At 53.2% G+C, this 21,640-nt stretch carries 25 protein-coding genes, 2 pseudogenes and 1 riboswitch; of the genes and pseudogenes, 3 read left to right on the plus strand and 24 right to left on the minus strand.

Annotated elements, in window-relative coordinates:
- Positions 1–128: 128 nt before the first annotated feature.
- The 8 genes from ytfJ to ribD all read right to left on the minus strand — a co-directional run bounded on the left by ytfJ (position 129) and on the right by ribD (position 6,577).
- On the minus strand, positions 129–623 hold the full coding sequence (gene ytfJ / locus NLX71_RS04120; RefSeq protein WP_254362219.1) for a GerW family sporulation protein: 495 nt from the start codon (positions 621–623) through the stop codon (positions 129–131).
- A 151-nt stretch (positions 624–774) separates the two neighbouring features.
- Entirely contained in the window at positions 775–1,449 is a 675-nt protein-coding gene (locus NLX71_RS04125) for a DUF2953 domain-containing protein (protein WP_254362220.1), read from the minus strand.
- Positions 1,450–1,570: 121 nt separating this feature from the next.
- On the minus strand, positions 1,571–2,185 hold the full coding sequence (gene scpB, locus NLX71_RS04130) for an SMC-Scp complex subunit ScpB (RefSeq protein ID WP_254362221.1): 615 nt from the start codon (positions 2,183–2,185) through the stop codon (positions 1,571–1,573).
- Positions 2,154–2,939, minus strand: coding sequence for a segregation and condensation protein A (locus NLX71_RS04135; RefSeq protein WP_254362222.1), 786 nt, complete (start codon positions 2,937–2,939; stop codon positions 2,154–2,156). The genes scpB and NLX71_RS04135 overlap by 32 nt, the downstream gene beginning before the upstream one ends.
- 38 nt (positions 2,940–2,977) lie before the next feature.
- Complete coding sequence (ribH, locus tag NLX71_RS04140) at positions 2,978–3,448, minus strand: 6,7-dimethyl-8-ribityllumazine synthase (protein ID WP_090665720.1); 471 nt, start codon at positions 3,446–3,448, stop codon at positions 2,978–2,980.
- A gap of 37 nt (positions 3,449–3,485) precedes the next feature.
- The gene (locus tag NLX71_RS04145) at positions 3,486–4,700 is read right to left on the minus strand and encodes a bifunctional 3,4-dihydroxy-2-butanone-4-phosphate synthase/GTP cyclohydrolase II (protein WP_254362223.1); all 1,215 of its coding nucleotides are present in this window, start codon (positions 4,698–4,700) and stop codon (positions 3,486–3,488) included.
- Between the two features lie 40 nt (positions 4,701–4,740).
- A complete protein-coding gene (ribE, locus tag NLX71_RS04150; protein ID WP_254362224.1) occupies positions 4,741–5,415 on the minus strand; it encodes a riboflavin synthase in 675 nt (224 codons plus the stop codon).
- Positions 5,416–5,455: 40 nt separating this feature from the next.
- Positions 5,456–6,577: a bifunctional diaminohydroxyphosphoribosylaminopyrimidine deaminase/5-amino-6-(5-phosphoribosylamino)uracil reductase RibD gene (ribD, locus tag NLX71_RS04155; protein WP_302058062.1), complete on the minus strand. Its 1,122-nt coding sequence runs from the start codon at positions 6,575–6,577 to the stop codon at positions 5,456–5,458.
- A gap of 314 nt (positions 6,578–6,891) precedes the next feature.
- Positions 6,892–7,054, minus strand: a riboswitch (FMN riboswitch).
- A 222-nt stretch (positions 7,055–7,276) separates the two neighbouring features.
- Between ribD and NLX71_RS04160 the strand changes: the two genes are divergently transcribed.
- Positions 7,277–7,489: a hypothetical protein gene (locus NLX71_RS04160; RefSeq protein ID WP_254362225.1), complete on the plus strand. Its 213-nt coding sequence runs from the start codon at positions 7,277–7,279 to the stop codon at positions 7,487–7,489.
- A 112-nt stretch (positions 7,490–7,601) separates the two neighbouring features.
- On the opposite strand, the gene NLX71_RS04165 is transcribed toward NLX71_RS04160, so the two are convergent.
- On the minus strand, positions 7,602–8,459 hold the full coding sequence (locus NLX71_RS04165) for an arginase family protein (protein WP_254362226.1): 858 nt from the start codon (positions 8,457–8,459) through the stop codon (positions 7,602–7,604).
- A gap of 103 nt (positions 8,460–8,562) precedes the next feature.
- Between NLX71_RS04165 and NLX71_RS26975 the strand changes: the two are divergent.
- Positions 8,563–8,649 (plus strand): annotated as a pseudogene (locus NLX71_RS26975) (winged helix-turn-helix transcriptional regulator); the annotation flags it as partial.
- 216 nt (positions 8,650–8,865) lie between these two features.
- On the opposite strand, the gene NLX71_RS04170 reads toward NLX71_RS26975, so the two are convergent.
- From NLX71_RS04170 to NLX71_RS04195, 6 genes and pseudogenes are all read right to left on the minus strand, one after another.
- Positions 8,866–9,303: a peptidylprolyl isomerase gene (locus NLX71_RS04170; protein WP_254362227.1), complete on the minus strand. Its 438-nt coding sequence runs from the start codon at positions 9,301–9,303 to the stop codon at positions 8,866–8,868.
- Positions 9,304–9,396: 93 nt separating this feature from the next.
- Positions 9,397–9,584: pseudogene (locus NLX71_RS04175) on the minus strand (peptidylprolyl isomerase); the annotation flags it as partial.
- Positions 9,585–9,761: 177 nt separating this feature from the next.
- The gene (gene lysA, locus NLX71_RS04180) at positions 9,762–11,096 is read right to left on the minus strand and encodes a diaminopimelate decarboxylase (RefSeq protein ID WP_254362228.1); all 1,335 of its coding nucleotides are present in this window, start codon (positions 11,094–11,096) and stop codon (positions 9,762–9,764) included.
- A 136-nt stretch (positions 11,097–11,232) separates the two neighbouring features.
- Positions 11,233–13,053, minus strand: coding sequence for a spore germination protein (locus NLX71_RS04185; RefSeq protein WP_254362229.1), 1,821 nt, complete (start codon positions 13,051–13,053; stop codon positions 11,233–11,235).
- Positions 13,054–13,099: 46 nt separating this feature from the next.
- Positions 13,100–13,525, minus strand: a complete 426-nt coding sequence (locus NLX71_RS04190; protein WP_254362230.1) for a stage V sporulation protein AB — start codon at positions 13,523–13,525, stop codon at positions 13,100–13,102.
- Positions 13,522–14,163: a stage V sporulation protein AA gene (locus NLX71_RS04195; protein ID WP_254362231.1), complete on the minus strand. Its 642-nt coding sequence runs from the start codon at positions 14,161–14,163 to the stop codon at positions 13,522–13,524. The genes NLX71_RS04190 and NLX71_RS04195 overlap by 4 nt, the downstream gene beginning before the upstream one ends.
- Before the next feature lie 180 nt (positions 14,164–14,343).
- Between NLX71_RS04195 and NLX71_RS04200 the strand changes: the two genes are divergently transcribed.
- Positions 14,344–14,559 (plus strand): DUF378 domain-containing protein, encoded by a 216-nt coding sequence (locus NLX71_RS04200; protein WP_254362232.1) that lies wholly within the window; start codon positions 14,344–14,346, stop codon positions 14,557–14,559.
- 132 nt (positions 14,560–14,691) lie between these two features.
- Here the strand turns inward: NLX71_RS04200 and sigF are convergent, their stop codons facing one another.
- The 9 genes from sigF to csaA all read right to left on the minus strand — a co-directional run bounded on the left by sigF (position 14,692) and on the right by csaA (position 21,599).
- Positions 14,692–15,447, minus strand: coding sequence for an RNA polymerase sporulation sigma factor SigF (gene sigF / locus NLX71_RS04205; protein ID WP_025846479.1), 756 nt, complete (start codon positions 15,445–15,447; stop codon positions 14,692–14,694).
- 12 nt (positions 15,448–15,459) lie between these two features.
- On the minus strand, positions 15,460–15,906 hold the full coding sequence (gene spoIIAB / locus NLX71_RS04210; RefSeq protein WP_254362233.1) for an anti-sigma F factor: 447 nt from the start codon (positions 15,904–15,906) through the stop codon (positions 15,460–15,462).
- The gene (gene spoIIAA / locus NLX71_RS04215; protein WP_254362235.1) at positions 15,903–16,256 is read right to left on the minus strand and encodes an anti-sigma F factor antagonist; all 354 of its coding nucleotides are present in this window, start codon (positions 16,254–16,256) and stop codon (positions 15,903–15,905) included. Before spoIIAA ends, spoIIAB begins: the two co-directional genes overlap by 4 nt.
- A gap of 200 nt (positions 16,257–16,456) precedes the next feature.
- A complete protein-coding gene (locus NLX71_RS04220; RefSeq protein ID WP_254362236.1) occupies positions 16,457–17,635 on the minus strand; it encodes a D-alanyl-D-alanine carboxypeptidase family protein in 1,179 nt (392 codons plus the stop codon).
- Between the two features lie 154 nt (positions 17,636–17,789).
- A complete protein-coding gene (locus NLX71_RS04225; protein ID WP_254362237.1) occupies positions 17,790–18,317 on the minus strand; it encodes a YhcN/YlaJ family sporulation lipoprotein in 528 nt (175 codons plus the stop codon).
- Between the two features lie 122 nt (positions 18,318–18,439).
- The gene (locus NLX71_RS04230; RefSeq protein ID WP_254362238.1) at positions 18,440–19,771 is read right to left on the minus strand and encodes a pyrimidine-nucleoside phosphorylase; all 1,332 of its coding nucleotides are present in this window, start codon (positions 19,769–19,771) and stop codon (positions 18,440–18,442) included.
- Between the two features lie 126 nt (positions 19,772–19,897).
- Positions 19,898–20,275 (minus strand): cupredoxin domain-containing protein, encoded by a 378-nt coding sequence (locus tag NLX71_RS04235; RefSeq protein ID WP_254362239.1) that lies wholly within the window; start codon positions 20,273–20,275, stop codon positions 19,898–19,900.
- Positions 20,276–20,507: 232 nt separating this feature from the next.
- On the minus strand, positions 20,508–20,912 hold the full coding sequence (locus tag NLX71_RS04240) for a flagellar protein (RefSeq protein ID WP_254362240.1): 405 nt from the start codon (positions 20,910–20,912) through the stop codon (positions 20,508–20,510).
- A gap of 354 nt (positions 20,913–21,266) precedes the next feature.
- Positions 21,267–21,599, minus strand: coding sequence for a chaperone CsaA (gene csaA, locus NLX71_RS04245; protein WP_254362241.1), 333 nt, complete (start codon positions 21,597–21,599; stop codon positions 21,267–21,269).
- Between the last annotated feature and the right edge of the window lie 41 nt (positions 21,600–21,640).

Genomic DNA, 21,640 nt, shown 5'->3' on the forward strand with positions numbered 1-21,640 from the left:
GATACGATCTAACCTTTTTCATATCGTTTATGTTTCTTTGTCTACAGGCTTTATTATGCTCAAAAATGGGACGGGTGAAAAGGGATTGTTTCTGGAAAGGTAAGCAACTCTTTCCAAACGCCTACAAATCAGACAATAAAGTTCTGATTCTCGATGTTGTTCGTGACGTTCGTACCCCCGGTTCCTTCCTGCATCGCCCCCGCACCGGGTTTCATCCCGTTTTTGATCATCGTCTGTATGCGGTCGACGACATGCGGCGCCGAATCAATCAGGCGCTCCAGCAGGTGGGTCTGGTTATCGAGCGGCACGACCCTGACGCCATGCTTGCCTACGACCAGAAAAGCGATCGGTGTGATGGATACGCCACCGCCGCTGCCGCCGCCGAACGGCAAAGCCACATTGGCGTTGTGCGGATCGTTGCGGTTAATGCCTGCGGACGTAGCTTCGTCAGTCACAAATTCGCTGCCGCCGGCTGCAAAGCCGAAGCCTACTTTGCTGATCGGCATAATGACGCTGCCATCCGGGGTTTCGACCGGGTCGCCCACAATCGTATTGACGTCGACCATTTCTTTGATGTTTTCCATGGCCGTTTTCATGAGTCCTTGAATCGGATGCTCAGACATGAATGAAGATCCTCCTTTTCGAAAAGGCTTGAACGCTACAATTTTCGATTGCTTCTTTAGCATAACCCAAAGCGAAAAGCGGTATGCGGGAGACGCTCTTTAAATGCCGAAAAGCCGCCGCTTCTGCGCAATGCAGTTCACGACAGCTTCGTCAGGTGCGCAGCAGCACTTTCTTCCAGGCGCGCAGTCCGCCTTTTACTTTTAAAATCCGGAAAAGCAGTTGGAATCCCGCCGCGGCAAGATGCCAGAAGCGGATATGCAGCCGGCATATGCCTTCGGTAATAAACACGTTCTGATTAAACATAGGCATCACCTGAAGCTCCGGCTTCATCTCAAGCCGAACCGTCTGGAAAATATACCCCAGAAACGATGTTTTAAGCCCCCATAAGGTGCCTACGACAACGGCTGTCTCCGCCGCGTCCCCGATGCCGACCGATGTTTTCCAGTTCAATTCGGTACAATGAAAACGGCTGAGCAGCCGGCGAAACCACTGGTTAAACTTGAAACAGTTGTGCAGCAAAGTACGAAAGTTAGCGATCGCCTCTTTTATTTTATCGAAGTCGATTTTACGTCTAGGCTCGTCCTGAAAATGCCCCTTGTTCGGATTCGTCTTCTCCGACTTCAGTTCCAGCCCTTCCAGCCATCCCTGAAAGCGGAGCAGCGGCACGATGTACCTGTAGCGGATAAGCCCGAATAAAGAGCGGACATCGATTCGAATCTCGTCATTTTGTTCCATATGTACGAAAGACAGGCAAATTTTGATCTTGCTTTGCGCCACAGCAATAATCAAGACCGCAACCGCTCCGGCGATCCAGGCCCATATCATGCGATGCTCCTCCTCTACGGCCCGGACGTTTGCGGGAAGCACAAAATCTCCTGAGCCGGAAGCCTTCGGCTTCGTTTCCTCAGGAGTTAGTATAGCCCAGCATTGGAAAAACATGCGTACGTTACTTACCTTCCGGTTCCGCTACGTCCTCGAACATGATTTGCTTGCCTTCCATTTTCTCGAAAAGCAGCCGTGTTTCTTCTTCCAGATTATCGTCATTTTCGAACATCGTCGTCTCCGGAAGCTCTTCAATCGAGCTAAGTGCAAAGTAATCAAGAAACGGTTTGGTCGTCCCGTACAAAATCGGCCTTCCCGGCGCGTCCGCGCGGTCTACCTCTTGAATCAGATCTTTGGCCACCAGCGTTTGCAGCGGGCGTTCCGACTTCACCCCGCGAATCTCTTCGATCTCCACCCGCGTGATCGGCTGCTTGTACGCTACGATCGCGAGCGTCTCGAGAGCCGCTTGAGAAAGCGACGTCCGCGAGGGAGAGTAGGCCAGCCGCTCCAGATACGGTGCGTGCTCCGGCACGGTCGTAAGCAGATAGGTGCCCGCCAGCTCGATAATTTGAATCCCGCGGCCCTGACGCTTCAAGTCCTCCTGCAGATCCAGCACAAGATCGGTCACAAACTCGGCTCTGAGCTCCAGCACATCGGCCAGCTGTTTGGCGTCCAGCCCCTCGTCTCCCGCCACAAACAACAAGCCTTCAATAACTGATTTCATCTGCCCAAAATCCATCCGCCGTTCCTTCCTCTCTTGCCTGAATCACAATATCGTCAAAAAGTTTATGCTGGAAGCAGACGATTCGCTTGACTTTCATCAGCTCCAGCAGCGCCAAAAACGTAACGACAATCGCGTCTTTCGTCGCATCGTCGCTCAGCAGCTTCGAAAACATGACTTTGCCCCCGAACTTCTCGAGCGTACCGACCACCTCATACATGCGATCCTTCACCGAGATTTCGTCCTTGCGGATCTTGGCAATCGCCTGGCGGCTCTGCATTCGCCGCATCGCCTTGCGAAACGCGTTCACGAGGTCGGCCACATGCAGACCTTTGACCGGGTTTTCCTGTAACGCAGGCACATACGGGGTCAAGTCTTCGGGCTCTCTCGTATAAATGAGGCTGCGCTCCATCTCTTTGTCCCGCAGATGGTCCGCAATCGCCTTATACTTGCGGTATTCGATCAGCTTCGCTACGAGCTCGGCGCGGGGGTCGTATTCCTCGTCCATCATGTAATCGTCGAATTCCATATCCACAACGGGCGGCTTTGGCAAAAGCATCTTGCTTTTAATGGAAAGCAGCGTTGCCGCCATGACCAGGAACTCGCTCGTCACTTCGAGCTCCAGTTCCTGCATGGCGTCCAGGTACTCCATGTATTGATCCGTAATTTCTTTAATCGGAATGTCGTAAATATCGACTTCCGCTTTATCGATCAAGTGCAGCAGCAAATCAAGGGGGCCTTCAAAGGTTTCCAGCTTTACTGTGACTTTCACTTTCCTCTCGTTCCCCCTTAATCCTCATGCAGCTTTCGTTAGCTTGTCAGCTGTTTCGTCAAATTGGCCATCTCGATGGCGCTCGAAGCCGCTTCCCAGCCTTTGTTTCCGGCTTTGGTCCCCGCGCGCTCCACCGCCTGCTCGATCGAGTCGGTCGTCAGCACGCCGAAAATAACGGGAATGCCGGTTTTAAGCGAAATGGCAGCCACGCCTTTGGCCGTTTCATTGCAAACGTAGTCGAAATGCGGAGTAGAGCCGCGGATGACCGCACCAAGCGTGATCACGGCGTCGTACTTGCCGCTCTCGGCCATTTTCTGGGCGATCAACGGAATTTCGAAAGCGCCCGGTACCCAAGCAATCTCGACTTCGTCTTCCTGTACGCCGTGCCGCTTCAGCGCATCCAGCGCGCCGCCCAGCAGCTTGTTCGTAATAAATTCGTTGAACCGTCCGACCACGATCCCGTATTTTAATCCTTGCGAGACCAGATGTCCTTCGTATACTTTCGCCATTTGCCTTCAACTTCCCTTCATTTGATGAAATATTTTTTTAAACGGTAAAATCAAGCAGATGCCCCAGCTTCGCCTGCTTCGTATGCAGGTAGTTCGTATTGTCCTCATTTTCTTCCATTTGCAGCGGCACGCGCTCGTCCACCTCAAGCCCGTAGCCTTCCAGACCGCGAATTTTTCGCGGGTTGTTGGTCATGAGCCGGATACGGCCGATGCCGAGATCCTTCAAGATTTGTGCACCGATCCCATAATCACGCAGATCGGGGGCGAAGCCCAGCTTCAGGTTCGCATCGACGGTGTCGAGCCCCTGCTCCTGCAGCTTGTACGCCTTCAGCTTGTTGATCAAGCCGATGCCGCGTCCTTCCTGACGCATGTACAGCAGCACGCCGGAGCCCGCCTCTTCGATCTGCTTTAGCGCTGCCGCAAGCTGTGGTCCGCAATCGCAGCGGTGAGAGTGGAAGACGTCGCCGGTCAAGCATTCGGAGTGTACACGCACGAGCGTCGGACGTTCGCTGTCGATCTTGCCTTTGACCAGCGCGACATGCTCTTTGCGGTCCACGTCATTCGAGTAAGCGATGGCGGTAAATACGCCGAAGTCCGTCGGCATCCGCACCTCGACCTCGCGCTGCACCAGCTTCTCCTTCTGATTACGGTAACGGATCAGGTCCTGAATCGTGATGATCTTCAGATCATGCTTGCGGCTGATCTCCATCAACTCCGGAACGCGGGCCATTTCGCCGTCTTCCTTGATCACTTCGCAGATGACGGCAGCCGGGTAAGCGCCGCACATGCGCGCCAGATCGACCGCCGCTTCGGTATGTCCGGCGCGGCGCAGCACGCCGCCTTTCTTGGCCGTGAGCGGAAAAATATGTCCCGGCCGGCGGAAGCTCTGCGGCTTCGTCTGCGGATCGATCAGCGCTAGCACGGTCCGGGAACGCTCCGATGCGGAAATGCCGGTCGTCGTTTCGACGTGATCGACCGAAACCGTGAAGGCCGTGCCGTGGTAATCCGTATTGCGCGATACCATCTGCGGCAAGTCCAGCTCCTGGGCCCGCTCTTCGGTAATCGGAGCGCAGACGAGGCCTCGGCCTTCCTTGATCATAAAGTTAATGACCTCGGGCGTCGCTTTCTCGGCCAGAGCGATGAAGTCGCCTTCGTTCTCGCGGTCTTCGTCGTCCACGACGATAACGACCTTGCCCAGCATCAGATCGTATATCGCTTCTTCAATCGGATGAAACCGGATCGGTTCGTCCATTTCTCTCTCCTCCTTGTTGTCGGTGGGAGCCAGTTCCGAATTACAGGAACCCGTGCTCCGTTAAAAACGCTGCGCTCAGACCTCCGGGGGTTTTCCCTTGGGTTGCAGCGGCCCCTTCTCTCGATCGGAACGTCAGCAGCCGCTCGATGTATTTGCCGAGCACATCGGCTTCGAGATTGACTTCATCCCCTTGCTTTTTGTGCTGCAGCACCGTTTCCGCGAGCGTATGCGGGATGATGGATACGGTAAACGACGTTTCTCCCAGTTCGACGACCGTCAGGCTGATTCCGTCAATCGTAATCGAGCCGTGCGGAATGATATATTTTAAGATGCCCGGGTCGTGCGGCTCGACGCGGAAGACGACGGCGTTTTCTTCCGGTGTCCGCCCCCGGATGACGCCGGTCGAATCGACGTGTCCCTGCACGATATGACCGCCGAACCGGCCGCCTGTCGTCATCGCCCGCTCCAGGTTGACCGGAGACGCGCTCGACAGCCGGGATAGGTTCGACCGCCGAAACGTTTCCGGCATCACATCGACGGTGAAAGAAGACTCGTCATAAGCGATGACGGTTAAGCAGACGCCGTTCACCGCGATGCTGTCGCCAAGCTTCACATCGTCCAGGATACGCTTCGCCCCGATCGTCAGCACCATCGCCTGACCTTGCTTGGCTATGCGGCGCAGTGTGCCGATTTCTTCAATAATTCCCGTAAACATCGAATATCCCTCCTTATCCCTCTTTTCAGGAGCAGCCCGTCTATTCGCCGGGCTCCGCATACTTCGGGTACCCGATCAGGCACAGATCGTCACCGATCGTCTCGACCTGCATGCGCTCCAGCCGAATCGCCTCTCTCATTTGCCCGAAGCCGGCGAAGTCGAAGTTCGCCGGGGCCAGCGCGCCTCCGCCGATAATCTTCGGCGCGAGGAAGAGCACGAGCTTGTGGGCGAGCCTGCGCTCCAGCAGCGCGCCGCTCAGCTTGCCGCCGCCTTCCACGAGCAGCGAGCCGATCTCGCGCTCGCCAAGCCGCGCCATGGCGGCGTCCAAATCGACAGCGGGGCCCGGCCCGCAGTCGACGATCTCTACGCCGCGCGCTTCGAGCTCGCGGCGGCGCGCCGCCGGCGCCTGTTCGGTCGTGAGCACGACCGTCGGCGTAGCCCCGTCCCGCACGAGCTTCGCCTCGTGCGGCAGCCGCAGCGTCGAGTCGACGACGACGCGGATGGGGTGCAGACCCGGCACAGACAGCCGGGTCGTCAGGGACGGGTCGTCGGCCAGCACGGTGCCGATGCCGACCATAATCGCCTGATGGCGATGGCGCAGCGTATGAACATAGGCGCGGGACGCCTCGCCCGTAATCCACTTGCTGTCGCCCGTCCTGGCGGCGATTTTACCGTCCAGCGTGCTGGCCGATTTGACAGTGACGAACGGCCGCCGGGTGACGATGAACGCATTGAACGCTTCGTTCAAAGCGTTCGCCTCCCGCTCCAGCACTCCTTCCGTCACCTCGATGCCGCTCGCCCGAAGCCGGGCGATCCCGCTCCCGGCCACAAGCGGATTCGGGTCGGTCGCCGCAACGACGACCCGCTTGACCCCTTCGCGGATCAGTCGGTCGCTGCACGGCGGTGTCTTGCCGAAGTGGCTGCACGGCTCCAGCGTCACATAGGCGGTGGCGCCCGCCGCTTCGCTCCCTGCCATGTTCAGCGCATGAATTTCGGCATGCGCTTCGCCCCGCTTCAGGTGGGCGCCCATGCCGACAATGCGGCCGTCCTTGACGATGACGCAGCCGACGACCGGATTAATGCCCGTCTGTCCTACCGCCGAAGCGGCCAGCTGCAAAGCCAGATTCATGTAATACTCGTCGTTCAGCAGCCTCGCGGTCAATTGACGCAGCCTCCTTCTCTTGAAAATTAGTTTGCCGAAAAATGCGAAAAAGCCCTCTTTTTGCCTGGCAAAAAGGGGCTTGTGAGAAGTCTCGCGTTCAAGTAAACAAACGCAGGCGGAATTTTCTTTGCAGCGACAGGTCGCAATGCAATGCCGTGCATGGCGCTAAGTCCGCTTCGATGCATGCCTAAATAAACCTTGCTTTCATGTCCGAAGACACACGGCAAAAAGACATGCTCGAACAGACACGACTTAGGCCTGTTGAGTATGTGAAATAACGCACATATGCACGCAGACAGTCGATCCCGATTCCGCTTTCCCTTCTCCCATCCAGACTATACTGTCGGTCTCGGAATTGCACCGAGTCCACCGGCAACCAGAAGCTGGCTGCACGGGTCACGGACTGAGTTCGGCCGATAACAAACTAGCCGAAACATCACCGCCGGTAGGGAATTTCACCCTGCCCCGAAGGAAACGAATTATTTAGTTTGTTACCTATCGAAAAATCACCTAAGAAAATCATGTAACTTGAATGAAATACTACCATTATAAAATGAAAAAAGCAAGGATATTATCGCTGCTTAGTTGTTTACCCGTACATACTTCGCCATTCTGAATAACCTAAATTGGAGGTGAAAACGGATGGCTTAATATGCTTATACCGGATCGTTTAATTTTACGAACGCAGGCATAAAAACATTGTTTACCGTACCCAAAGAAATTAATGGAACTCTGGCGATTTCCAACAACAGCAATAAATCTTTTGTTTTGCTATTGAATAATACGGTGACCATTGCTGTAAAACCTTACAGTATTGCTAGAATTGGTTCTTCAGGCGGCGGTTTTTCTACAACAATCGCAATTAGAACTAAGGGCCCGACAAACGGGGCTTACATCTTTCAACAGACTTAACAACCTGGGCCTTTTTCCTTGTTGACTTACCGTAACAGGGAAACGAATTAAAAACGCCGAATCCCCTTGTTTTATCAGGGGATTCGGCTTGTATCGTCTTTCCGCTTATGATTTACTTATTTAAAATAGGTATTTCTCCAAGCATCTTCATTAAGTTAATAGAATCCCACGGTAAATGCTCTGTTATACCTAATCCAACCACATCTGTTTCTTCAGATAGCTCTTTAATCAGATTAAGGAGCCCGGGCATTTGCATGGTTCCAGCAGCAGAAAACTCATAGGGTGCTTCAGGGTTGGCGAATAATAAAGAACGAAATGCCTTAGGGTCAAGCACATCTAGATCAAGGTGAATCGCTAGGTACTTAATGTTTCTTTGTTTAATCCAACCCTTTATAGATTCAATGCTGTTCATTAACTCGTGGGTTCCAGCAGTTTTAATACCTAGTCGTTGAATGATTTCTGTATCTAAATCTGTTTGTACATTTATGCCTGCAATAAATACATTTTCAGGTTTTAGAGGAATTTTTACATGTTTGGCGAACTCTTCATCGCCTTCTCCCAACAAGTTCCCAAGAGGTAAGGTATGCCCACAATCATACCCGACAATTCTACCTAAATCGCTGTGAGCATCAATCCAAACCAATCCTAATTCCCCATAGTATCGTTCGTTTAAATAGGCGAATGGGGCTTGTTCGACTAAGCAGTCACCACCAAACATAACAATACGATCCGGTTTATAAGCATCAATGATATGATGAGCAGCCTCTAATTGCTCAAGCAACTGTTTTCTTCCATACGTACCGTTCTCGTTTTCAAGCGGAATTCCATCATATGCCTGAACAGGGATACGAATAAGGGGCTGATCATTGTCAGGCGCTAGCCAAGCAAGCAGTTCAGCTCCAAAAGAGTAGTTAGGGTTGTTTCCCCCTTGCCATTGTGGCATCAGCAGGCGTATTGTTTGTTTAGTCATTTTTTCCCCTCCTTTTTTAAGATAAATCTAATATAAAATGTAAGCACACAAATAAAAAGTACGCACTTTTTAGATAGGTACTTTCAGAAAGGGTAGTGTAAACATGAGTATGGCTGAATTTTAGAGGTAAAGTTAAGAATATTCAAGAACGCCTTTTGGTTATACATTGTCGGTTATTGGAGGGAAGTGGACGGTCTCGTGAAACGGATAGAGCGAAGAGCCATATTTGCAATTTTACAATTTGTATGAATTTGTATCCTTTATTTTTTTCCAATACTCCAATAAAATAGCTTCTTTTTTACTTTCTTGCATGTTGGTATTCATTTTGCTTTTCTTTTTCACGATAGACCTAATTAAATGTTCTCTCGCTTTATGAAAACAAAAAAGAGGCCCAATGGCCTCCAAATTATTCCTCCCAAACTTTAACTTCTTTCATTTTATCGCCTTGTCTTAGTTGATCAATATGTTCCATACCTTCTGTCACCTTACCAAATACGGTATGTTTTTTGTCTAAGTGAGATTGTGGTTCATAACAGATATAGAACTGGCTTCCACCAGTATCCTTCCCTGCGTGTGCCATTGCAAGCGTTCCGCGTTCATGTTTACTTGTGTTAGTTTCTGTTTCACATTTAATTGTATAACCGGGTCCACCAGTCCCATTTCCTCTTGGACAACCACCCTGAGCTACGAAGCTCGGAACGACACGATGAAATGCAAGTCCGTTGTAGAAGCCTTCGTTTGCAAGCTTTTCAAAGTTCGCTACCGTATTCGGTGCTTCTTCTGGAAAGAAGTCAATTAAAACTTTTCCACCTTTTTCTAATTCAATACTCCCTTTTTTAGCCATGATTGTTGCTCCTTATAGATTATTGTTTTGAAAAGAGTGTAACATAACTAGGCAAATACAAGCAAATTATAGGTACATTTTACTCTCTATTGGGGTTCCATGAGGGCAGCCGCCTTGCGCTACGAAGCCCGGAACGACGCGGTGAAACACGACTCCGTTGTAGAAGCCTTCGTTTGCAAGCTTTTCAAAGTTCGCTACCGTATTCGGCGCGTCTTTTCTCGAACAAATCAGAGCACGATCTCGTTGTCGTCAGTCATTTTAATAATCGCCTGTTTTGCCATAGGGCGTACACTCCTATAATTGCTTGTTCTGCCAGACGCATCCTTATGCGATGCCCCGGACAACCCTTCCCATTTTACTATGAAAAGCGGTTCCGCACAAATCGGCATCCCCCCTATCGATCACGCCGAGAATAAAAAAACGCCGGCCTCAGGGACCGGACGTTCGCTCTCGCTCATTTATAATGTTTTGACCGTCACTTGCCGCATCCGTTCGGGTACGACATCGTTGCCGAGCAAATGCTCGAACGATTCGCGTTTGATCACGATATCGGCTTCGCCGTCCTTCACGAAAACGACGGCCGGCCGGCGAATCCGGTTATAGTTGCTTGACATCGCGTAGTTATACGCCCCAGTGCAGGCGACGGCAAGCAAATCGCCCGAGCGCGCCAGAGGCAGACTGACGTCCCAAATGAGCATATCGCCGCTCTCGCAACACTTGCCTGCGATGGATACGACCTCTTCGTCCGCTTCACTCGCCCGGTTCGCGAGCATGGCCTCATACTGCGCTTCGTACAGCGCCGGACGCGGATTGTCCGTCATCCCGCCGTCGACGGCAACGTATTTGCGCACGCCGGGAATATCCTTGTACGTGCCGATCGTGTACAGCGTCGTCCCAGCGTCGCCGACGATACTCCGGCCCGGCTCCGTCCAGATTTCGGGCAGCGGATAGCCGTTTTGGCCGAATTTCGTTTGAATCGCTTCGGTGATCGCCTGCACGTACTCGGCGACGGGCAGCGGCGAATCGCCATTGACATAACGGATGCCGAAGCCTCCGCCCAGATTGATGACCGGGAACGTCAGACCTAGCTGTTCCCGAATATGGACTGCGAAATCGGCGACTTTATCGACCGCAAGCCGGAAGCCGCCGACCTCGAAAATTTGCGAGCCGATGTGCGAATGAACGCCGAGCAGCTCGATATTCGGCAGCTCCGACGCTTCCTTGACCGCCTGCTCGGCCGCGCCGTTGGCCAGATCGAAGCCGAACTTCGAATCGGTCTGACCTGTCGATATATATTCATGCGTGTGAGCATCCACCCCCGGGGTGATGCGCAGCAATACGTTGACTTTTTGCCGTTTATCTCCCGCAATGGCGTTCAGCATGTGCAGCTCGACGAAGTTATCGACGACGAAGCAGCCGATCTTGGCGTTAACCGCCATCTCAAGCTCTTGCGGCGTTTTGTTATTGCCGTGAAAATGAATCCGCTCGGCCGGAAATCCGGCTTCCAATGCGGTATACAATTCGCCGTCCGATACGACGTCCAGCGACATGCCCTCTTCCTCAACAATACGGCACATAGCCATAACGCAGAACGCTTTGCTGGCATATGCTACCTGAAACCGGAGGCCTGTAGCGCGAAAAGCTTGCACAAATTCGCGGCAGCGCTGACGGATCAATTGTTCGTCCATGACATACAGCGGTGTTCCGTAGCGCTCGGCTAAATCGACTGTGTCGCAGCCGCCGATTTCCAGATGTCCCCTGTCGTTAATCTTGCTGGTGCCGTGTAAATACATCTTGTTCGACTCCTTCTCCCCATGAAAAGACATTACTTTTAAAGTACCACAGACAAGCGCCAAAATACAATATGCAAAACACCCCTCCGAAGCTGGGCTTCAAAGGGGCGCAGGGAACGAAAATGCTCTTGTATGGTTAGCGCTGCGGCTGCCGGGTTCTATCCTTCGGCTTTGTCAGACTTAGGCGCGTTTTCATGGACAGAAACGGTGCTCTTACCAAAATATTCCCCATCGCGTTCACATTGAACGGAATAAACGGCCACAAATACGGGGTATTGTACGAGCGCTGCAGCGCCAGCATGAGCAGCAGTAAAGTGGAGCCGATGACGAAGCCCGGCACTTTGAAAACCGCAGCAATTACGAGCAAAACAAGTCGGCAAATGCGGTTCGCCAAGCTAAGCTCGTAGCTGGGGGTTGCAAACGTACCGACTGCGGCAACCGACAAGTACAAAATGATTTCGTTTGTAAACAACCCCGCCTTGACAGCCACTTCTCCTACCAAAATTGCCGCCACCAAGCCCATCGCGATCGCGAGCGGCGAAGGCGTATGTACGGCGGCCATCCGCATCAGGTCGATGCCGAGCTCCGCAACAAGAAACTGGCCGAGCAGCGGGATTCTCCCCGGCTTCTGCGGCCCGAGAAATTCAAGCCCCGCCGGCTTAAGCTCCGGCGATGTCACGATAAGCAGCCAAAGCGGCAGCAGAAAGAGCGACGCAGCGATGCCGATAAACCGCACCCATCGGAGATAGGTGCCCACAATCGGCGTCTGACGGTATTCTTCCGCATGCTGCACATGGTGGAAAAACGTCGTCGGCAAAATCATAACCGAAGGGGACGTATCGACAAACACGATGACATGGCCTTCCAGCAGGTGAGCCGCCACCACATCGGGACGCTCCGAATACCGGACCGACGGATACGGATTCCAGCTTTTTCCGACGATCGCTTCTTCCAGCTGTTTCTCGGCGAGCGGCACCCCGTCCACTTTCACTGCTTTGATTTTATCGCGGACGGATTCCACCAGCTTCATGTCGCAGATGTCTTGAATGTAACCAATGCAAACGTCGGTCTGCGTCCGTTTGCCGACCTGTGTAATCTCCAGCTTCAGCCGCGGGTCCCGCACTCTTCGGCGTACTAACGTAACATTGGTAAGCAGCGTCTCGACAAAGCCGTCGCGAGAGCCCCGTACGACCCGTTCGAGCTCGGGCTCTTCGGTCGTGCGGGCAGGAAAGCTCTTGGCATCGACCAGCACGGCTTCGCGTTGACCCTCAAAGAAAAAGGCCGTGCCGCCCATCGCGACATTATCGATCGCTTCCTTCAGCTTGCAGGTCCGCTTCACCTGCACATGAGGAATCAGCGCCTCGTCGAACAAGCCGATAATATTGCGGCGCTTGCCCCCCTCCTGTCGATCGGACGGCTCTTCCTCATGGTCCGTTCTCCAGTTCCGGTAAGGTTTCCGGCGCTCCTCTGCCGGTTCCTGATGCTCCGCATCCCGGCGCACTTGGTCGACATAAGAAAGCCGTTCCAGAACTTCGGTCAGCACATAATCTTTAATGAACCCGTTATAGTAGAAAATCCCCGTTTTTTGTCCACCGAACACCATTTCGCGAAAGATGACGTCGAAGCTTTTGTTCAAGCCTACTTGCTCTTCCAACTGCCGCTTCAGACGGTCGAAATCCTCGGAAATTTCCGTGCTCTCCTTGAGCTCCCGCTCTTCCGCCGTCAACTGCGTTTCCTGACGCATCTTGCGCGACATTCCTGTTTCCGAATCGCCCGATTCGGTATCACGTTCCCTTCCGTCCTTCGCAGATGGCTCCTCTGGCTCGTCTGCCGACAAGCTGCCGATAATATTGCCTTCCCGGTCAACGATCAATTTATCTTCATCCGGCGACTTGAAGCTGCGGAGCTTTTTCGTTTTCCCGCTTATTAATTTCGCGCGTTTGATTTGCTTGTTCACGCCCCTTCACCTCCCAGTGAATTTTACTGCGGCGCAGCTTCTGGCCTTACTGCACCAGCCCGAGCCAATCGATCAGCGAGCCGAGCACTTTCCCGAAAATCATCGCCATCAGCAGCCAGATCATGTACTCTTCCATCCGGATTCTTTTCGCCAAAATCGGCAGCACATTGATCACCTCGGTCAGCGCTGCCGCAAGCATTCCGACAAAGCAACCGGCGAACAGGCCGAGCAGCGAGGCGGATAACGGAAACAGCCGGAATTTCCATTGAAAGAAATCCGTCACCGTAAAAAAAACCGCACCGAGCACGACAGCGGCTTCGTATAAGCGGATCGACCGGTACGATCTGCTGATTTGCGCCAGCCTCGGTATGATGTCCAGCACCACCAGAAAGGCAACCATGCCGCTTCCCACCGCAATGCCTCCGGCCAAACCGACAAAAGCAAGCAGAAACCCGCTCAGCAGTCCGGTCAAGGCGATGGCTCCCGGTCCGGCGAGCGATTGATTTTGGCGTATTCCTCGGCGATGACATACTGGTTGACGTTTTCCTGGTACATGAACATTTCCACCTCCAACGGGCTCGGCTCCTCGTTGAATTTTTTCTTGAACAAATGATTGAAAAAGACGATCATCCCGATCCCGATGCCAAACGAATACGGAATTTGCAGCAGCAGCGGGCGCTCGGTCTGTTGGCCGGTGAGCAGCTTATAGATGCTCCGGTGAACTTCGGCCATACTGACGTCGGCGTGAAAGTTCATAATGGCCAGACCCGATCCGACAAAAAGCAGCAGCCACACCAGAATGATGAGAACCTTGCTGGGAGGGCGCGTTTTGTCCGAAATTTCAACCAGCGTGTGCGGTTCGCCGAAATGCTCGATGGTCATGAACGGAAACCGCTCTTTGATTTTGCGCACGACCAGTATCATATCGATAAGCAGCAAGCTGCCGTCATGCTCTTTGGGGTGATACAATTCCAGCCCAAGCAGTTCGGCCTCGTATTCGGGCTCCGTCAGAAACACGGCAATGTGCCCGAGCCGAATCGGATCGCCGCGGCTGGCCCGCATCCGTTTGCGCAATCGGATGTACAGGGACGGAGCGGAAGCACGGTTCATCTCCGAATCCTCCCTTACCATGCATTTAACGGTAGTATGAATATTTACGCATGACGGTAAACGTCCCGGACTTTGGCAAAAATTTCACTGGGAGCCGAAGAATAAAGGAAAGCGACTTGACAAACAGTAAGAGAAAGAACAAGATCACCCAAACTTTTCTTAGAGGAAGGTGTCGAGCAGATGAGAAAAACGGCTTTAACGCTCGTGATTATCGGGGCTTTAAACTGGCTGTTGGTCGGTTTGTTTCAATGGGACTTGGTTGCCGCCCTGTTCGGAGGCGATGCCCATCGGGTATCTTCCGGCTTAAGCCGAATTATCTATACCTTGGTCGGTTTGGCGGGGCTGTACTGCATCGCCTTGCTGTTCCGCGACAACGATAGAGCCCGCGCCCAGTAACGGCAAACTGTCCTCAAGAACGCGCCAAGAGGACGAGAGGGTTCGCTCGTTCTCTTTTTAGGTCGTAATGAAAACAGCTCCCCGTCGATTCCCGCAAGAGGAATCTCGGAGAGCTTATTTAGGCAGGGTAGTTTATTGGGCAATTTGATCCTTGATCGACTGCAAGATTTTTTTCTCCAGCCGCGAGACCTGCACCTGGGAAATGCCAAGCCTGCTGGCCACCTCGGACTGCGTCTGATCCCTGAAATAACGAAGATATACGATCAAGCGCTCCCGTTCGTTCAACGCGCCGATCGCCTCATTGAGCGCCAGCTTGTCGAACCACTTGTCTCCGCCCTCGTCCGCGATCTGGTCCATCAAGGTGATCGGGTCGCCATCGTTTTCAAAAACGGTTTCATGGATCGAGGACAAAGGCTTGTTCGCTTCTTGAGCGAAGACGACCTCCTCCGGCGTGATTTGAAGCTCCTCCGCCACTTCCTTGATCGTCGGCAGCCGGCCATTCCGTTTCGAAAGCTCGTCCTTCGTCTTGCGGATTTTGTTGGCCAGCTCCTTAAGCGAACGGCTAACCTTAAGCGTTCCGTCATCGCGCAGAAAACGCTGGATCTCCCCGATGATCATCGGGACCGCATACGTTGAAAACTTCACATCATACGACAAGTCAAACTTATCCACCGACTTGAGCAGTCCGATGCAGCCGATCTGAAACAAGTCCTCGGCTTCGTAGCCCCGGTTAAGAAACCGCTGCACCACCGACCAGACCAGACGGATGTTGCATTGCACCAGCGTATCTCTCGCCACGGTGTCGCCGGACTGGCTAAGCGCAATCAATCGTTTGACTTCGCTATCATCCAAATAGCTGTGTGAGGCGTGCTTCAAATCTACATCCATGAGATCAGACCCCTAATTGAAAAGAGCTTTTTTCGATTCGATTCGCTTCTTCATTCTAATCGTGGTGCCTGTGCCTAAGGTTGTCGTCACTTCGATCGCATCCATGAAATTTTCCATAATCGTAAAACCCATGCCGGACCGCTCCAGCTCCGGCTTCGACGTATAAAGCGGCTGCTTGGCCAAATCCAGATCCTCGATCCCCGCTCCATCGTCCGTCACGGTAATAAAAACCGTATCCCCTTCGAGCTCGGCTGTAATCGTGACCATCCCGTTCGGGCGGTTGTCGTAGCCGTGAATGATGGAGTTCGTTACCGCTTCGGACACGACCGTCTTGATATCCGTCAATTCATCAAGCGTCGGGTCCAACTGCGATACGAAAGCGGCGACGGTGACACGGGCGAACGATTCGTTCTCGGAGCGGCTGGCAAACTTCAGCGTCATAATGTTTCGTTCACTCATAGGGCGACCTCCAGACTTTGCAGCGCTTTTCTTTCGTTATCCTGAATCGATAAGATTTTGAACAGCCCGGACATTTCAAGAAGCCGGTACACGGCGGGATTCAGGTCGCAGACGACCATTTTGCCGCCGCGCGCCGTAATCTGCTTGTAGCGGCCCAGAATGACGCCGAGGCCGGAGCTGTCCATGAAGGTCAGCTCCTTGAAGCTCATAATGATGTGGTTGACGTTTCCACGCATGACCGCCTCTTCCATCCGCGTTTTGACCGTGTCCGCCGTATGATGGTCCAGCTCTCCCTGAAGCCTGACGATCAGCGTTTGGCGGTAATGTTCGAGTTCGATTTGCAGACTCAAGCTGCTCACTCCTTCCCGTTCATGCACACTCATTTCTACGTGAAGGAATCCTTTTCCTGCCCCCCGACAAAACTAGAAGAAATGCGCTATAACTAGAACAAAAGCGACAGAAAGCGCAGCGGAATAGCGCAAAATCCCCGCGGCGGCGTAGGCTGTATCTGCGGGGATCATGCTGTGTATGTCAGGCCGGCGGCTGTTCTTCAATCCAAGAACAACATCCGCTTCGCCGTTCGTTTCGTCAAGGTCCACCAGCCGGCTTTTTTCACATTCACGGGCGCTTCCAGCGCGAATTCGGTCAATACGTGATCGCCTTTGTACACGACGATTTTCCCGATCGAATCCCCGGCCGCAATCGGCGCTTTCAAATCCGTCCGCAGCTGGACTTCATGGCGGATTCCGTCAGCCGCTTCCCCTTTTTTGAGCAGCACGCTGTACGGATGTGTAGCCGTCAACGGTACGACCGGCACCTCGCCTTTGCCGATTCTCAATTCGCCAAGCGATTCTCCGGTCTTGTAGATCGGATGATTCGTATATTGCGAGAACGCATAATCGAACATCCGTGTGATTTCCGCATTGCGCGTTTTGGTATCCGGTTCGCCCATGACTACAGAAATGACGCGCAGATTGTCGCGTTTCGCCGTTGCCGACAAACAAAATTTCGCTTCACTCGTATAGCCGGTTTTCAAGCCGTCCGCCCCCGAATAGAAGCGCACAAGCTTGTTCGTATTGACGAGCCAAAACGGCTTAGGTGATTCCTTGCGCAAATAGTCTTGGTACAAGCCGGTATACTGGGTAATCTGTTCGTGCTTAAGCAATTCTTTGGACATCAGCGCAATATCGTAGGCGGAAGAGTAATGTTTTTCGGCAGGCAGTCCGTTCGGATTGACAAAATGGGTATTTTTCATTCCCAGCTGAGCGGCACGCTCGTTCATCATCTGAACGAACGCTTGCTCCGTACCTGCAATTTTCTCCGCCATCGCCACCGATGCGTCGTTGCCGGAAGCCATGGCGATGCCTTTCAGCATATCGCGCACCGTCATTTCCTCGCCGACTTCCAGAAAAATCTGCGAACCGCCCATGGAAGCGGCGTATTCGCTTGTCCGCACCTTCTCGTCCAGCTTGATTTTGCCTTGGTCCATCGCTTCCATAATAAGCAGCATCGTCATAATTTTCGTGATGCTGGCCGGGGGATGCCTGGCATCTTTGTTTTTGTCGTGAATGACCGTGCCGGAATCCGCGTCGATGATCACGGAAGATACGGCATTCGGAGCCAGCTCAACCGGCTGCGCCCTTTTCGCTTCCTCCGCCATCGCGGGCGGCAGCGCGACCAGCAGCAGAAGCTGGAGGCAAATCGACCACTTGATCACTTTGCTGATCATAACCCTATTCTCCCCTCCTGTCGGAGCTCGATTGTAGGTACTGGTATTCAGTGTTGACGAATCCGAAATAAAATATTCCAAAACAGGAAAACAACCAGCCGGGAAGCATGCTCAACCCCGGCTGGCAATGACATTCGCGCTGGAGGATGCGGCTCTAATGCGCGGTCGGGAACACGCGGCGCACCAAATCCGCAAACCCTTGCACAAATCCACCGACCGGACGTCCGGCACGCACATCCGCTATATACGTATTGACACGCCCGACAAAATCCGGATTGACGGATACGTAGACGCGCTGTACGTTCGCATCCACCGCTCGGACTTTCCCGCCGATGCGATTTTCAACATCCTGCGTCAGCGTCTGGTTAGGTTTCAGCACGGATGCTACATAAGCTGTACGGTCGGTAACAAGCACATTTGCCGAATGGACTTCCGGCACCTCGGAGACAATTTTGGTGGCTGCTGCATCTGCGATATCAATTTTTCCGGCGGTGCTTTGATACGGCTGAGCCCCCTGATTCGTTCCCTGCTGTGCGTGATGCGTTTGTTGTTGGGTTTGCTGTTGGGTTTGGGCAGCCTGCTGCTGCATGCGCGCCTGCTGCCTGTTCGTGCAGCCGACAGCCAGGACGGCGACGCAGCCAAGCACGACCGAGGCGCGGACCCATAGTTTCACGTTGTTCATCGTTGTTTCAGCCTCCTGTGGGTGATTATCCGTCTTTAGTATGCTTACTCCCATCGTTTGGCATGCACGCAAAGAAGCCCGGGACGAAAATCCCGGGCATTCATGTAGCGATTACCAGCTTATTATAGCATGCGAACGCCGTCTTTCGTGATAACGGCATAAATCAACTTCAATTTTTCGGCAAGCGCCGAAGCGATCGTGAAAGCAGTGGCCGTCCGCTGCATCATTTCCGCCGTTTCTGCCGAATCCTCACGATTGATGTACAGTTCGGCAAGCGGCTCGCCCTTCTTCACCGGATCGCCGACACGCTTGAACAGCTTGATGCCGACGGCCAGATCAATCTGGTCTTCTTTGGTCGCGCGGCCCGCGCCTAGCAGCATGGCGGTAATCCCCAGCGCCTCTGCATCGATCGCAGCTATACAGCCTTCTTCCGGCGACGGAACGTCCACGCGGCGGGCAGCTTGGGGAAGCCGGGCGGGATCTTCCGCAATACCGGCGTCGCCTCCCTGTGCGGCAATGAACTGCTTCAGCTTTGCGAGCGCCTCGCCGTTTTCTAGCAAGCGGGTGACGAGCTCCTTCGCTTCGGCTTCGCCGTCCGCTTTGCCTCCAAGGCGCACCATATGCGCCGCCAGCTCCAGACAAAGCTCCGTCAGCTCGGCCGGTCCCCGGCCGCTGAGCGTATCAATGGCTTCCAGCACTTCAAGCGAGTTACCGATCGAAGGACCGAGCGGCTCATCCATGTTGGTGATGACCGCAACCGTCTCCCGGCCGACCTCCGTCCCGATATCGACCATCGCTTGAGCCAGCTTGATCGAATCGTCCAGCGACTTCATAAACGCGCCGCGGCCTGTCTTGACATCGAGGACGATGGAGTCCGCACCGGAAGCGATTTTTTTGCTCATGATCGAGCTGGCAATCAGAGGAATCGATTCGACCGTCGCCGTCACGTCCCGCAAGCCGTACAGCTTCTTGTCCGCCGGCGTCAGGTTGCCGGTTTGCCCGACCACCGCAAGCCCGATCTCCCGCACCTGCGCCAAAAACTGCTCCGTTGTCCGCTCGACGGCAAAGCCCGGAATCGCTTCCAGCTTATCGATCGTCCCGCCCGTATGGCCGAGACCCCGACCCGACATTTTCGCCACAGGAATACCGGCCGCCGCCACCAACGGCCCTACGATGAGCGTCGTCGTATCTCCGACACCGCCTGTGCTGTGCTTATCGACCTTGATGCCAGGAATCGAGCTTAGATCGACCTGATCTCCCGAACGCGCCATCGCCAGCGTTAAATCCGCCGTTTCCCGCGCAGACATGCCGTTAAAATATACTGCCATCGCCCAAGCGGACATTTGGTAATCGGGAATTTCCCCTTTTGTGTAACCTTCGATCAAAAAAGCGATTTCTTCGGAAGACAGCTCCTTGCCGTCCCGTTTGCTATGTATGATATCCACCGTTCTCATCCAGACCAACTCCCCTGTCACGTAGTCTCCCCCGTATTATATTCCCTCCGTGGCAAAAAGAAAAGAAAGCCCCGGGAGACGGCTCCCGAGACTTCCTTGGCACATGGGTTAAACGATATATTGCTTTTAGGATACGACGATCTTGGTTTTCATATCCGCATGACCCGGACCGCAAGGCAGCGTGCAGTGCACTTCATACGTACCCGGTTTGTCGAAGGTCACTTCCATCGACTTGTTGTTGTTGTCCAGCTTCACGTTCGTACCTACGATCTCAAGCGCGTGAAGCCCTTCCTTGTTCATCAAAGAAACGGTCATCTTCTCGCCAGCTTTCGCCGTGTATTCCGGCTTATCGAACTGGTAGTTCGTGGCTACGAATTTAATCGAAGGGCCTGCCGATTCCTCTTTTGCCATTTCCGCTTGACGGGCAGAGATGTTTTGGAGTAAAATGCCCCCGCCAAGGAGACAGGCGATGATGAACAGTGAAAACATAGCCCACTTTTGCATAGATAATCCCCCCTTACTGTTTGGCCGTAAAGACGTATAGTCTTATTGTACAAAATACGCGCGTCTTTACACATGCCCTTTCATACCATTCCCGTGAAAAATTTGTGAACAAATTAAGGCCGACATGCCACGGAATTTACTCTTTACATGAGATAATGCTTATGCCAAAATACGTAAACTTCCTTGCATGCAAAAAAACTCTGCTATGGCGGCAGAGCATTTATAATTAGATTCAATGGCTGAGGCGATCGCGAATTTGGAAGCCGACACCCCGCTCTTTCCGCTTCGCTTCCTGCTGGTTCATCTTATGAATATCATTCACGATGCGAATCCGGCAGGAATTGCATAAATGATGCTGCTTGATCGGCGAGCCGCAGCTATTGCACGGGTAAGTTAATCCGGAATAATAAGCGACCGGCAGCCGGTTTGATACGATGAATTCGGCGATACGCTTAGCGGAGACCCCCGTAGCTCTGCTCAGCTCTTCAGTCGTCGCCTTCCGGTTGCCGCGCAAATAAGCTTCGCACCGGTCGAAATCGCCGTGAACCTGATCGATACAATCCTGACACAGATTGCGTAAATTTTTTTGAAATACTTTTCCACAGTTCGGGCAGTTGGCTACTTTCAGCATCGTCATGGCGGCACGCCCCTCTTTTCCCTACCTTCGCATCGGTTCCGGATAGTTCCAACGAATCATCGAAAGTAGTTCTATATGCCCAATTTTAGCATAGTTGCTTTGGTCCGAACAGAGGGAGGCCACAATTTTTTTGAGGAGTGCCTCTAAAAGTAATATGTCTGAATAACCGCATCCCGGATTGTCATACTATAAAGGACCCATTCATTCGAGAAGCAAGAAACGGGAGGTGCCGCACATGTCCGACAAGCAGCAAGGCCACGGAAATCAGAACACGACGACCCGTACCAGTGACAAAGGCGCGAAGAAATCGAAATAACGAGCTACGATAAAAAAAATGGAGTACTTTTTCCATAGCTATGCGATCGGCGTCCCGTTCGGAGCCGTCTGGTTCGGCCCGAGCAAAATGACATCTCCGTGCTCAGGCACCCCGCCGAGAACCAGCACCTCGGATACGTATCCAGCAATGCGTCTGGGCGGAAAATTAACAACGGCTACAACCTGTCTGCCGATAAGATCGTCCGGCATATACCGCTTCGTTATCTGCGCGCTGGAGCGCTTGATCCCGAGCTCCCCGAAGTCGATCTGCAGCTTGATGGCCGGAACGCGCGCTTCCGGGAAAGGCTCGGCGGCAACCACCGTTCCGATCCGCAGGTCCAGCTTATGAAAATCGTCGATTGTTGCTTCCATTCTGCTTCCTCCCGAAGTGATTCGTGCTTTAAGAACCATGA

Source organism: Paenibacillus sp. MZ04-78.2 (genome assembly GCF_024213375.1).
In the GTDB taxonomy this organism is placed as follows: domain Bacteria; phylum Bacillota; class Bacilli; order Paenibacillales; family NBRC-103111; genus Paenibacillus_G.